9 protein-coding genes are annotated in these 13664 nt (G+C 66.8%); 2 read left to right on the forward strand and 7 right to left on the reverse strand.

The features are described 5' to 3' along the window. The first annotated feature begins 16 nt into the window (after positions 1–16). On the forward strand, positions 17–460 hold the full coding sequence (locus tag H610_RS0102390; RefSeq protein ID WP_028238190.1) for an excinuclease: 444 nt from the start codon (positions 17–19) through the stop codon (positions 458–460). Positions 461–601: 141 nt separating this feature from the next. Further along, positions 602–889, forward strand: coding sequence for a hypothetical protein (locus H610_RS0102395; protein WP_028238191.1), 288 nt, complete (start codon positions 602–604; stop codon positions 887–889). A gap of 22 nt (positions 890–911) precedes the next feature. Here H610_RS0102395 and hemE read toward each other — a convergent pair whose 3' ends face one another. From hemE to pilQ, 7 genes are all read right to left on the reverse strand, one after another. Further along, positions 912–1979 carry a uroporphyrinogen decarboxylase gene (hemE, locus tag H610_RS0102400; protein WP_028238192.1) on the reverse strand — a complete coding sequence of 356 codons (1068 nt, stop codon included), beginning with the start codon at positions 1977–1979 and terminating at the stop codon, positions 912–914. 210 nt (positions 1980–2189) lie between these two features. Continuing rightward, the gene (locus tag H610_RS0102405; protein ID WP_028238193.1) at positions 2190–3608 is read right to left on the reverse strand and encodes an FAD-dependent oxidoreductase; all 1419 of its coding nucleotides are present in this window, start codon (positions 3606–3608) and stop codon (positions 2190–2192) included. 102 nt (positions 3609–3710) lie between these two features. Next, positions 3711–8159: a glutamate synthase large subunit gene (gene gltB / locus H610_RS0102410; protein WP_028238194.1), complete on the reverse strand. Its 4449-nt coding sequence runs from the start codon at positions 8157–8159 to the stop codon at positions 3711–3713. Positions 8160–8341: 182 nt separating this feature from the next. Beyond that, complete coding sequence (locus tag H610_RS0102415) at positions 8342–9913, reverse strand: AAA family ATPase (protein WP_028238195.1); 1572 nt, start codon at positions 9911–9913, stop codon at positions 8342–8344. Beyond that, entirely contained in the window at positions 9910–11022 is a 1113-nt protein-coding gene (gene aroB / locus H610_RS0102420; RefSeq protein ID WP_028238196.1) for a 3-dehydroquinate synthase, read from the reverse strand. Before aroB ends, H610_RS0102415 begins: the two co-directional genes overlap by 4 nt. 22 nt (positions 11023–11044) lie before the next feature. Next, positions 11045–11590, reverse strand: coding sequence for a shikimate kinase AroK (gene aroK / locus H610_RS0102425; protein WP_028238197.1), 546 nt, complete (start codon positions 11588–11590; stop codon positions 11045–11047). A gap of 4 nt (positions 11591–11594) precedes the next feature. Then, positions 11595–13658: a type IV pilus secretin PilQ gene (pilQ, locus tag H610_RS0102430; protein WP_028238198.1), complete on the reverse strand. Its 2064-nt coding sequence runs from the start codon at positions 13656–13658 to the stop codon at positions 11595–11597. Positions 13659–13664 lie beyond the last annotated feature (6 nt).

Here is a 13664-nt window from a genome sequence, read left to right on the forward strand (position 1 = left end):
ACGCAAGGAGATCGCAATGAAGAAAGCAACATGGATCGGCGCCGCATTGCTGTTGAGCGCCCTGCCCTCGCTGAGCCAGGCACGCGATACCACCCACTACCTGCCGTTCGACCAGGTGGTGACCGAGGCCGTCAACGCCGGCCGGCTGGACGGCAGCGTCAAGTTCTACCTGGCCGGCAACCAGCCCGCCGGCAAGGTGAGCGTCGTGCGTTCCGGCGTCACCACCAGCAAGAAGACCAACGCCTTCAACAAGTCCGACGAGGAGGCCTGCAGTTGGGTCCTGCAGTCGGCGCTGATCGCCATGCAGAAAGAGGCGAAAGCCGCTGGCGCCAATGCCGTGGTCGACCTGGCGAGCAACTACAAGCACGTCGAGTACAAGGATCCGCAGAAGTACGAGTGCCATGCCGGCGCAGTGATGGCTGGCGTCGCGCTCAAGGGCAACCTGGCTATCGTCAAGTAACGCCCCCGCCGGTATCCGCGCGCGGGTACCGGTGGCCGGAACGTCTCGTCCGCCGGTCAGTCAATTGCTGAAGCAGGCCCAGGCCGCACACGGCGGCCCTGGCCGTTTCCGGCCAGCGGCGACGAGACACGGGAGACCGGCATGACCACGCGCGAGCACAAGTTCGAGATCAACTACATCTTCCGCAACGATCCGATGGCTTCGGTCATCGACGCCGAAGACGAGACCCTTCCGCAGCACCTGGCGGCCTATCACCTGCTGCAGGTACATCGTGGCGACCTGCCGGATGCCGGCGCGATGCCGACGGCGGATGCCAGGCCCGAGGACATCCTGCACTTCGCCGAAGCCAACCAGATCCACGACATTCGCGTGTCCAAGGTACACGCCCATCCGGACGGCGAGACGCCCGGGCACTACCAGCAGCCCTGAGCGTCCCGTCCAGGCGACGGGCTCAGCCGTGGTAGCGCGCCGACAGCTCGTGTACCGCCTCGATGAAGGCGCCGGCGTGGGCCGGATCGACCTGCGGCGTGATGCCATGGCCGAGGTTGAACACGTGGCCGGTTCCGCTGCCGTAGGCGGCGAGGATGCGCGCCACCTCGGCGCGGATCGCCTCCGGCTTGGCATAGAGCACCGAGGGGTCCATGTTGCCCTGCAGCGCCACCTTGTCGCCGACCCGACGACGGGCCTCGCCGATGTCGCACATCCAGTCCAGCCCCAGCGCGTCGGCACCGGCCTCGGCCATTCGCTCCAGCCATAGACCACCATTCTTGGTGAACAGGATCACCGGGATGCGTCGGCCGTCCTGCTCGCGGATCAGCCCGGCGACGATGCGCTGCATGTAGACCAGAGAGAACTCCTGATAGGCCGCTGCCGACAGGTTGCCACCCCAGGTGTCGAAGATCTGCACGGCCTGGGCGCCGGCGCGGATCTGCCCGTTGAGGTAGGCGGTCACCGCGTCGGCGAGCTTGCCGAGCAGCGCGTGCATGGCCTGCGGGTCGTCGTAGAGCATGGCCTTGGACAGGCGGAAGTCCTTCGACGAGCCGCCCTCGACCATGTAGGTCGCCAGCGTCCAGGGGCTGCCGGAGAAGCCGATCAGCGGTACCCGGCCGTTGAGTTCGCGGCGGATGGTGCGCACCGCATCCATCACGTAGCCGAGGTCCTTGTCCGGATCCGGCACCGGCAGCGCTTCGATGTCGGCGGCGCTGCGCACCGCCTTGCGGAAGCGCGGCCCTTCGCCGGTCTCGAAGTACAGGCCCAGGCCCATGGCGTCCGGTATCGTCAGGATGTCGGAGAACAGGATGGCGGCATCCAGTGGATAGCGCTCCAGCGGCTGCAAGGTCACCTCGCAGGCCATCTCCGGGTTCATGCACAGGCCCATGAAATCGCCGGCCCGCTCGCGACTGGCGCGGTATTCCGGCAGGTAGCGGCCGGCCTGACGCATCATCCACACCGGCGTGACGTCGACGGGTTGCTTGAGCAGGGCGCGCAGGAAGCGGTCGTTCTTCAGGGGGGCGGTCATGGGCAGTGTTCCGGGTAAAAAAGTGCCGGCATTGTCGCAAAGCCAAAAACAAAAGGCACGGCGGGCGCCGTGCCTTTCATCCAAGCCTTGATTCAGATCAGAGGCGGCAGGCGGCAGGCGGCAGGCGGCAGGCGGCAGGCGAATCAGTGTTCAGGCTGGTGCCGAGCTCTCGTGAAGCTTTTCCTGTGGCCTGTGGCCTGCTGCGCTGCCTTAGACGCCCAGGTAGTCGAGGATGCCGTTGGCCGCCTGGCGGCCTTCGAACACCGCGGTGACCACCAGGTCCGAGCCGCGCACCATGTCGCCGCCGGCGAAGACCTTCGGGTTGCTGGTCTGGTGCTTGAACTCGCCGATCTCCGGCGCGACCACGCGGCCCTGGTTGTCCATCCGGATGCCGAACTGCTCGAACCAGGGCGCCGGGCTCGGGCGGAAGCCGAAGGCGATGACCACCGCCTCGGCCGGCAGGATTTCCTCGGAGCCGGGAATCGGCTCGGGGCTGCGGCGCCCGCGCGCGTCCGGCTCGCCGAGACGGGTCTCGACCACCTTCACGCCCTCGACCTTGCCGTTGCCGACGATCTCGATCGGCTGGCGGTTGAAGAGGAACTTCACGCCCTCTTCCTTGGCGTTCTTCACCTCGCGGCGCGAGCCCGGCATGTTGGCGGCGTCGCGGCGGTAGGCGCAGGTCACGCTCTTGGCGCCCTGGCGGATGGATGTGCGGTTGCAGTCCATCGCCGTGTCGCCGCCGCCGAGCACCACCACGCGCTTGCCCTTCATGTCGACGAAGTCCTCCGGCGACTTCTCGAAACCGAGGTTGCGGTTGACGTTTGCGATGAGGAAGTCCAGCGCGTCGTGCACGCCCGGCAGGTCCTCGCCGGGGAAGCCGCCCTTCATGTAGGTGTAGGTGCCCATGCCCATGAAGATGGCGTCGTATTCCTCGATCAGCTGCTCCATGGTCACGTCCTTGCCGACCTCGGTGTTGAGGCGGAATTCGATGCCCATGCCGGTGAAGACCTCGCGACGACGGCTCATCACGGTCTTTTCCAGCTTGAATTCGGGAATGCCGAAGGTCAGCAGGCCGCCGATCTCCGGGTTGCGGTCGAACACCACCGGGGTCACCCCGTTGCGCACCAGGATGTCGGCGCAGCCGAGGCCGGCCGGACCGGCGCCGATGATCGCGACCTTCTTGCCGGTCGGCTTGACCTTCGACATGTCCGGGCGCCAGCCCATGGCGAAGGCGGTGTCGGCGATGTACTTCTCCACCGAGCCGATGGTGACCGCGCCGAAGCCGTCGTTCAGCGTGCAGGCGCCTTCGCAGAGACGGTCCTGCGGGCACACGCGGCCGCAGACTTCCGGCAGGGTGTTGGTCTGGTGCGCCAGTTCGGCGGCGGCCAGGATGTTGCCTTCGGAAACCAGCTTGAGCCAGTTCGGAATGTAGTTGTGGACCGGACACTTCCACTCGCAGTAGGGGTTGCCGCAGCCCAGGCAGCGGTGCGCCTGGTCGGCGGCCTGCTGCGGCTTGAAGGGCTCGTAGATCTCCACGAACTCCTTCTTGCGCTGGCGCAGCAGCTTCTTCTTGGGGTCCTTGCGGCCGACCTCGATGAACTGGAAGTCGTTGTTCAGACGTTCAGTCATAGCAAAACCTCGTTACAGCAGCCATGAGCCGGGCCCTGGCTGCAGGTCAATCACGGTGAGCGGCCGGCGCGCACAGGCGCGTCCGGCCGCTCGAAGCTGCGTTTATTGTGGGTTGGCGCGGGTGGTCGACAGCAGCGAGGCCAGGCTCGCGGCCTTCGGCTTGACCAGCCAGAAGCGACGCAGGTAGTCGTCCAGGTTCTCCAGCAGCTCGCTGCCCCACTCGCTGCCGGTCTCGGCGACGTACTCGCGAAGGACCTCCTGCAGGTGGCTGCGATAGGCCTCCATGGCCTCGCCGGTGATGCGCTGGATGGCCACCAGTTCGTTGTTCAGGCGATCGACGAAGGTGTTGTCCAGGTCGAGCACGTAGGCGAAGCCACCGGTCATGCCGGAACCGAAGTTGTGTCCGGTCTTGCCGAGCACGCAGACGAAGCCGCCGGTCATGTATTCGCAGCAGTGATCGCCGGTCCCTTCCACGACCGCGTGGGCGCCCGAGTTGCGCACCCCGAAGCGCTCGCCGGCGGTGCCGGCGGCGAACAGCTTGCCGCCGGTCGCGCCGTACAGGCAGGTGTTGCCGATGATCGCCGAGTCGCGCGACTCGAAATGGCTGCCCTTGGGCGGGGTGATCACCAGCTTGCCGCCGGTCATGCCCTTGCCGACATAGTCGTTGGCATCGCCCTCCAGGCGCAGCACCAGGCCGCCAGCGTTCCACACGCCGAAGCTCTGCCCGGCGGTTCCCTTGAAGTTGAAGGTGACGGGCGCGTCGGCCATGCCCTGGTTGCCGTGCAGGCGGGCGATCTCGCCGGAGACGCGGGCACCGATGGAGCGGTCGCAGTTGCAGATCTCCAGCGAGAACTCACCGCCCTGCCGGGCTTCGATCGCCGGCTTGGCCAGCTTGACCATTTCCTCGGCGAGCAGGCCCTGGTCGAACGGCGGGTTCTTCTCCACCAGGCAGAACTGCGGCTTGTCGGCCGGGATGTGGTCGCTGCCGAGCAGCGGCGACAGGTCCAGGTGGCCCTGCTTGGCGGTCTCGCCCGGCAGCATCTCGAGCAGGTCGGTGCGGCCGATCAGCTCGGCGAGGCTGCGCACGCCCAGGCGGGCCAGCCACTCGCGGGTCTCGGTGGCGACGAAGGTGAAGAAGTTCACCACCATGTCCACCGTGCCGATGAAGTGTTCCTTGCGCAGGCGGTCGTTCTGGGTCGCCACGCCGGTGGCGCAGTTGTTCAGGTGACAGATGCGCAGGTACTTGCAGCCCAGGGCGATCATCGGCGCGGTACCGAAGCCGAAGCTCTCGGCGCCGAGGATGGCCGCCTTGATCACATCCAGGCCGGTCTTCAGGCCGCCGTCGGTCTGCACCCGGACCTTGCCGCGCAGGTCGTTGCCGCGCAGCGTCTGGTGCGTCTCGGCCAGGCCCAGTTCCCAGGGCGAGCCGGCGTAGCGGATCGAGGTCAGCGGCGAGGCGCCGGTACCGCCATCGTAGCCGGAGATGGTGATCAGGTCGGCGTAGGCCTTGGCCACGCCGGCGGCGATGGTGCCGACACCGGGCTCGGCGACCAGCTTCACCGAGACGAGCGCAGCCGGGTTGACCTGCTTGAGGTCGTAGATCAGCTGCGCCAGGTCCTCGATCGAGTAGATGTCGTGGTGCGGCGGCGGAGAGATCAGCGTCACTCCCGGAACGGCGTAGCGCAGCCGGGCGATCAGGCCGTTGACCTTGCCGCCGGGCAGCTGACCACCCTCGCCGGGCTTGGCGCCCTGCGCAACCTTGATCTGCAGCACCTCGGCGTTGACCAGGTATTCCGGGGTCACGCCGAAGCGGCCGGTGGCCACCTGCTTGATCTTCGAACTGCGCACCGTGCCGTAGCGGGCCGGGTCTTCGCCGCCCTCGCCGGAGTTGGAGCGCGCGCCGATGCGGTTCATCGCCTCGGCGATGGCCTCGTGCGCCTCGGGCGACAGCGCGCCGAGGGAGATGCCGGCCGAGTCGAAGCGCTTGAGGATCTGCTCCAGCGGCTCGACCTCTTCCAGGGACAGCGGCTTGTCCGCCAGCCTGACCTTCAGCAGGTCGCGGATCATCGCCACCGGACGCTGGTCGACCAGTGCGGTGTATTCCTTGAAGCGATGGTAGTCGCCGTGCTGCACGGCGACCTGCAGGGCGCTGACCACGTCGGGGTTGTAGGCGTGGTATTCGCCGCCGTAGACGAACTTCAGCAGGCCGCCCTGCTGGATCGGCCGGCGGTTGTTCCAGGCCTCCACCGCGAGCGCCTTCTGCTCGGCCTCGAGGTCGGCGAAACGCGCGCCCTTGATGCGGCTGGCCACGCCGCGGTAGCAGAGCTCGACGACCTCGTCGGACAGGCCGACGGCTTCGAACAGCTGCGCGCCACGGTAGGAAGCGACGGTGGAGATCCCCATCTTCGAGAGGATCTTCAGCAGGCCCTTGGAAATGCCCTTGCGGTAGTGCTTGAACACCTCGTAGAGGTCGCCCAGCACTTCGCCGGTGCGGATCAGGTCACCGAGCACCTCGTAGGCGAGGAACGGATAGACCGCGGTCGCGCCGAAGCCGATCAGCACGGCGAAATGATGCGGATCGCGCGCGGTGGCGGTCTCGACCAGGATGTTGCAGTCGCAGCGCAGCCCCTTCTCGACCAGGCGGTGGTGCACCGCGCCGACCGCCATGGAGGCGTGCACCGGCAGCTTGCCGGGGGCGATGTGGCGGTCGCTCAGTACCAGCAGGACCTTGCCGCTGCGCACCGCTTCCTCGGCCTGGTCGGCGATGTTGCGGATCGCCGCCTCGAGGCCGATCTGCTCGTCGTAGTTCAGGTCGATCAACTGACGCTCGAAGCCGGGGCGTTCGAGGCTCATGATCGAGCGCCACTTGGCCGGCGAAATCACCGGGCTGGTGAGGATCGCGCGGTTGGCGTGGTCGGCGGTTTCCTCGAAGACGTTGCGCTCGGCGCCGAGGCAGGTCTCCAGCGACATGACGATGGCTTCGCGCAGCGGGTCGATCGGCGGGTTGGTGACCTGCGCGAACTGCTGGCGGAAGTAGTCGTAGGGCGAGCGGACGCGCCGCGACAGCACGGCCATGGGCGTGTCGTCGCCCATCGAGCCGACCGCTTCCTGGCCCTGCTCGGCCAGCGGTCGCAGCACCTGGTCACGCTCCTCGAAGGTGACCTGGAACATCTTCATGTACTGCTTGAGCTGGTCCGGGTCGTAGAACGGCGAGCCGTGATCGTGATCCTCCAGCGTCGCCTGAATGCGCAGGGCATTCTGCCGCAGCCACTTCTTGTAGGGCTGCTGCGACTTCAAGCGGTTGTCGATGTCGCTGGTGTGCAGCACCTGGCCGGTCTGGGTGTCGACCGCGAGGATCTGCCCCGGGCCGACACGGCCCTTGGCGATCACGTCCTCGGGCTTGTAGTCCCACACGCCGATTTCCGAGGCCAGGGTGATGTAGCCGTTCCTGGTGGTCACCCAGCGCGCCGGGCGCAGGCCGTTGCGGTCGAGCAGGCAGACCGCGTGGCGGCCGTCGGTCAGCACCACGCCGGCGGGGCCGTCCCACGGCTCCATGTGCATGGAGTTGAACTCGTAGAAGGCGCGCAGGTCAGGATCCATGGTCTCGACGTTCTGCCACGCCGGCGGAATGATCATGCGCAGGCCGCGGAACAGGTCCATGCCGCCGGTGACCAGCAGTTCGAGCATGTTGTCCATGCTCGAGGAGTCGGAACCGGTCCGGTTGACCAGCGGGTCCAGGCTTTCCAGATCGGGCAGCAGGTCGTTGACGAACTTGGTGCGCCGGGCCTGGGCCCAGTTGCGGTTGCCGGTGATGGTGTTGATCTCGCCGTTGTGGGCGAGGAAGCGGAAGGGCTGGGCGAGCGGCCACTTCGGCAGCGTGTTGGTGGAGAAACGCTGGTGGAAGACGCAAATGGCGGTGGCGAGACGTTCGTCGCCGAGATCCGGATAGAACTGCGCCAGATCGGCGGGCATCATCAGGCCCTTGTAGACGATGTCCTTGGCCGAGAGGCTGCATACGTAGAACGCTTCGTCGCCCTTGAGCGCCACTTCGGCGCGGCGGCGGGCGAAGAACAGCTTGACCGCGAACTGCTGGGCGGTCAGCTCCGGGCCGCTGACGAACACCTGCTCGATGCGCGGCAGGCGATCGAGCGCGAGCCGGCCGAGCACCGAGGTATCGACCGGCACCTCGCGCCAGCCCACCAGGGTCAGACCCTGCGCGGCGATTTCCTCGTTGAGGCGCGCGCGGGCGGCATCGGCCCTGGCCGAGTCCTGCGCGAGGAAGATCATGCCCACCGCGTACTGTTCGGGGAGTTCGGCGGCGAACTGCTCCTGGGCGACAGCGCGCAGGAAGGCATCCGGCTTCTGCATCAGCAGACCGCAGCCGTCACCGGTCTTGCCGTCGGCATTGATGCCGCCCCGGTGCGTCATGCAGGTGAGCGACTGGATGGCCGTCTGTAGCAGGTGATGGCTGGCCTGCCCCTCCATGTGGGCAATCAGACCGAAGCCGCAGTTATCCTTGAACTCTTCAGGACGATACAAACCTGCTCTCATAGGCGCTCCACCAGTAACTCGTTATATATCAATCCTTTACCAAGCGGACGAGTCTTTGCCCGTCTTTTGCGCAGGCAAAAGGGGGAGCAGTTTACATAGCGGCTCGACGATAAAACAATCCTTTTCAGGAGCCGCAGGGCGGCTGCCCCGCCTGGGAACGGCGGGGGTGCGACGATTTGCCATCAGCGGGCGGTGCCGGCTTCCTGCTGAATGCTGCCGAAGCTGCGCACCCAGGGCTTGCCCGTCTGCAACGCCGCAGGCAAGGCGGAAACGGCCTTCTGCGCACTGGCGCGATCGGTGAAGTTGCCGTAGGTCACCACGTACAGCGGCTTGCCCTGGTGCTGTTTGGTGTAATAGCGGTAGCCGCTACCCTGCTCGCGCACGATGGCCTTCGCCCGGTCCTCGTTCGAAGTGCCGAGCACCTGCACCAGGTAGTTGCCAGCCGGCTGCGCGCGATACCAGGCCATGCCGTCGGCGGCGCGAGCCTCCTGCGCCGGGCGCGGCGTTGTCGACGCCGGAGCGGCAGGCGGTGTAGAAGCGGCCGGCCGAGCAGGCGGCGCAGGCTGTGTGCTTTCCACCGGCTCTTCGGGCCGGACGGCAGGCGCCGGACGGGGCGCTGCCCCGGTGCGCGCCTCGCCGGCGGGCGCCGTTTCCACGGGACGCGGCGCAGTGCTCGGCTCCGGCAGCCTCTGCTCGACTTCATCACCATCATCAGCCGCGGCCGCGGCGAGCGGCTCGCGAATCACCGGCTGGGCATCGCCGGCCAACGGCAGCGGCGTCGGGCGATCGCCGCCGTCGAACTCGATCGCCGGCGCCTCGGCCGAAGAAGGCGAACCGGCCGGCAACGGCAGGGACACCACCGCGTCCTGCTCGACGATTTCTTCATCGTCACCGCCCAGCATGAGCAGCGCCGCGATCACCACCAGGGCGACCAGCCCGACCGCCGCCAGATGCTTGAGCGGCAGCCAGGCAGGAAGCGCGATCCGGCGCCCGGCGCCCTTTCGCCCACGCGCGCGGTCGGCGTGCATGCTGTCGATCAGTACGTCTCGCGCGGCCTCGTTGATTGGGCCCGGCCAGCCGCCGGAAAGCTCGTGAATTTCTTCGACCTGCTCGTCGCTGAGGCAGTCGACGTCGCGCCCCGCCCCTTCCAGCCGCGCCGCGAGGTAGCCCTCGGTCTCCTCGAGGGTGTAGGGCTGCAGCTCGATGACGTGATAGCGCTCCTCGTCACCGGCGAGCGCTTCGAGCCGTGACGCCAGGGCTGGCTGGCCGAACAGGAACACGTGGGGCCGGCCTTCCGGGCTGCCTTCGGCCAGGCGCAGCAGCAGCTGCAGTCCCGAATCGCTCAGGCGCTCGGCATCGTCGACCAGCAGATAGATTTCCTGCCCGGTGAGACCGAGCTGGACGACCTGGGCCAGCACCGCCTCGAGCCCAGGCACGCTGACGCCGAGCGCCTGAGCGACCTGCTGCAGCAGGTGCTCCGGCGTGCTGGTCGACTGCGCGGCAACCACCACGCTCTGCACCGACTGCTTGTTCGTGCTGGCCACCAACGCCTGGCGCAGCAGCGTCTTGCCGCTGCCCTCCGGGCCGGTGACCACCAGCAGCAGCTGGCTGTAGCGCGCCAGATGGTGCAATTGCCCGAGCACCGGCTTGCGCTGCGCCGGGTAGAACTTGAAGCCGGGCACGCGGGCCGCGAAGGGATCGTGACTGAACTGGAAATGCTCCAGGTAGAGTTCGTCGGCGCTCAGCTCGCTCATCGGCGCACCCCGGCTTGCTCGCTCAACGCGGCGTAGTCGGTCGCCAGCGTGGCGTCCAGCACCTCGCGGGGGAAGTCACCGGTCACCACGGCCTCACCCATCGTCTTGAGCAGCACCAGGCGCAACCGGCCATCGAGCACTTTCTTGTCCACCGCCATGCGCTCGATGAAGTCGGCGGGCGTCATGTCGGCCGGCGGAACCGTCGGCAGCCCCGCCCGGGCGAGGAGGCGAATGCCGCGATCGCGCGCAGCAGGATCGATCCAGCCAAGCCGGCAGGACATCTCCAGCGCCATCACGGTGCCGGTACCCACTGCCTCGCCATGCAGCCAGCGGCCATAGCCCTGGTGGGTCTCGATCGCGTGTCCGAACGTATGGCCGAGGTTCAGCGTGGCGCGAACGCCGGTTTCCCGTTCATCGGCGGCGACCACCCGGGCCTTGGCCTCGCAGGAGCGGTAGATCGCTTCGGTCAAAGCCGATCCATCGAGCGCGAGCAGGTCATCCAGGCGGCTCTCCAGCCAGGAGAGGAAGGGGGCGTCGCAAATCAGGCCGTACTTGATGACCTCGGCCAGCCCGGCGGACAGTTCGCGGCGCGGGAGCGTCGCCAGCGTGGCGGTATCGATCAGCACGGCGCGCGGCTGGTAGAACGCGCCAACCATGTTCTTGCCGAGCGGATGATTGATGCCGGTCTTGCCGCCAACCGACGAATCGACCTGGGAAAGCAGCGTGGTGGGCACCTGAATGAAGTCGACACCGCGCTGGTAGCAGGCCGCCGCGAACCCGGCCATGTCACCGATGACGCCGCCGCCGAGGGCGACGACCGTGGTGCGCCGGTCATGGCGCGCCTGCAGGAGGCCATCGAAGATCCGCTGGAGCGTCTGCCAGTTCTTGTAGGCTTCGCCGTCGGGCAGGACGATTGGGGTCACGGAGAACCCTTCGAGCGCGGCGACCAGCGTTTCCAGGTAGAGCGGTGCGACCGTCTCGTTGGTCACCACGGCCACCTGCCGCCCTGCAATGCGCTCCCGCAACAGCACACCGGCCCGAGCCAGCAGCCCGTGGCCTATATGGATGGGATAACTCCGCTCGCCGAGTTCGACCGTAAGCGTCTGCATGGGGCCCCCGTGACAAAGAGCGCTAGGATAGCGCAGATCGATCGGGGCTTTCACCGGCACTCAAGACCTTGAGCCGGTCGAGGATTTCCAGCACCACCAGTCGAGGTGGACGTTCGTCCGTCTCGACGGTGATATCGGCGATGGCACGGTAAAGCGGATCCCGGATGGCCATCAGCTCGGCCAGCACCTGGCCGGGATTCGGCTTCTGCAGCAGCGGGCGATTGCGATCACGACTGGTGCGTTCGAGCTGCTGCTCGACGGAGGTGCGCAGGTAGACCACGCAGCCACCGCCCTTAAGCGCCTCGCGATTGTCCTCGCGCAGAACGGCGCCGCCGCCGGTCGCAAGCACGATACCGCGTTGCCGGCACAGCTCGGCGATCACCGCGTGCTCGCGCTCTCGAAAGCCCTGCTCGCCCTCGACATCGAAGATCCAGGGAATGTTGGCCCCGGTCCGCTGTTCGATTTCCTTGTCGGAATCCTTGAACGGCAGTCGCAGTTCCTTGGCGAGCAGGCGTCCGATGGTGCTTTTGCCAGCGCCCATCGGACCCACCAGTATCATGTTTCGCACCTAATCAGCGGCTCACCGCAATGGCTTGGTGGCTGATTATAGAGGGGGTGAGGAAAATCAACAGCTCGGTCTTCTCGTCGGTGACCGTATCCTGGCGGAACAGCCGGCCCAGATAGGGCAGGTCACCGAGGAAGGGCACCTTGGCGGTCGACTTGCTCTGGGTGTTGGAGAACACGCCACCGATGACCACCGTCTCACCATCGTTGACCAGGACCTTGGCGTTCACCTCATTCTTGGTGATCGGCGGCACCCCGTTGAGCTGGTTCTGGTAGTCGGGCGCGTCCTTGGTGACCTTCACCTCCATGATGATGCGGTTGTCCGGCGTAATCTGCGGCGTCACTTCCAGCGACAGCGCCGCCTCCTTGAACGAGGTGCTGGTCGCACCGCTGGACGAGGCTTCCTGGTAGGGAATTTCCGAGCCACGCAGGATCTTCGCGGTCTCCTTGTCGGACGTCATGACCTTGGGCTGCGACACGATCTCGCCGTTGCCGGAGGCCTCCATCGCGCTCAGCTCCAGGTCCAGCAGGAGGTTGTCGCGCACGTAGGCGATGCCGATACCGGAAGTCGCACCAAGAGCGCCCAGGTCGACGAACGGAACGTTCGGGCCGAGGTCGTCGCCAGTGTTGCCCGCCTCGTCACCATTGTCGTCAAGGCCATAAATAGTGGTATCGCCACCGATGCGGGTCCCGCCCCAACGCACACCCAGGCTCTTTTCGTAACCGACGTTCGCTTCGACGATGCGCGCCTCGATCATCACCTGGCGCACCGGGATGTCCAGCTGCGCGACGATGCGGCGCAGCTCGTCCAGGCGATCCTGGGTCTGGTAGGCGATGATGTTGTTGGTCCGGTCGTCGACCGCGATCGAGCCACGATCGTCCGGCGTACCGCCGGCGTTGGTCACCGACTGGAACAGCCGTGCGATGTCCGCCGCCTTGGCATAGTTGACCTGAACCACCTCGCGGCGCAGCGGCGCGAGTTCGGACAGTTGCCGCTTGGCTTCCAGCTCCTGGCGCTCACGCGCGGCGATTTCCTCGGCCGGCGCCACGAGCAGCACGTTGCCCACCTGACGCTTGTCCAGCCCCTTGGTTTTCAGCACCAGATCCAGCGCCTGGTCCCAGGGTACGTTCTGCAGACGCAGGGTGATGTTGCCCTGCACGGTATCGCTGGCCACCAGGTTGAGATCGGTGAAGTCGGCGATCAGCTGCAGCACCGAGCGCACGTCGATGTCCTGGAAGTTGAGCGACAGCTTCTCGCCCGAATAGGCGAAGCGTTCGGCCTTCTGCTTCTGCAGATCGTCCTCGCTGAGCGGCTTGACGCTGATCGTCAACCGGTCGTCGGTCTGATAGGCCAGATAGTCGTAGCTGCCGGTCGGCTCGATGGAGATGACGGAACCGCCCTTTTCGCCCCGCGAATCGACGAACCGCACCGGCGTGGCGAAGTCGGTCACGTCCAGCCGCAGCCGCAGCGCGTCAGGCAGCGAGGCATTGGGGAAGGTCACCTGGATCTTGCCGCCGCGCTCCTCGATCACCGGCGTCAGCGACGAATCGGACAGGCTGATGACCACGTTGCCGGCACCGTCCTCGCCCCGCTGGAAATCCACGTTGCTGATGGCCTTCGGCGCACTGACTGCCCTGACCGGCTGAGCCGGCGCGCTCACCTGCGGGGCTGCGCTGACCAGGGTCGGCGCCACGCCTTCGCCAAGGGTGACGAACAGGTTGTTGCCCTCGCTGCGCGTCGCATAAGGCACCAGCGAAGTCAGGTTGACGATCATCCGCGTGCGGTCCTTGGCCTCGACCACGGTCACGCTCCGCGCATTACCGATGCCCAACTCGCGGTTCTTGGTGCCGAGCTTGTTCGATACGCCCGGAAGATCGAGGGCGATGCGGGCCGGCTGCTCGATGGTGTAGCCGCGCGGCGCGGCGACGGGTTCGTCGAACGCCAGGCGCAGCTCCACCCGGTCGCCCGGCAGCGAAGCCACGTCCAGCGCGGTGAGATTGGCCGCCAGCAGGACGGGCGAGCCGAGCGCTGCCAGCAGCGAGATACCCAAACGAGCAAAGGAACTGTTCATGAACTG

Source organism: Stutzerimonas azotifigens DSM 17556 (assembly GCF_000425625.1).
In the GTDB taxonomy this organism is placed as follows: domain Bacteria; phylum Pseudomonadota; class Gammaproteobacteria; order Pseudomonadales; family Pseudomonadaceae; genus Stutzerimonas; species Stutzerimonas azotifigens.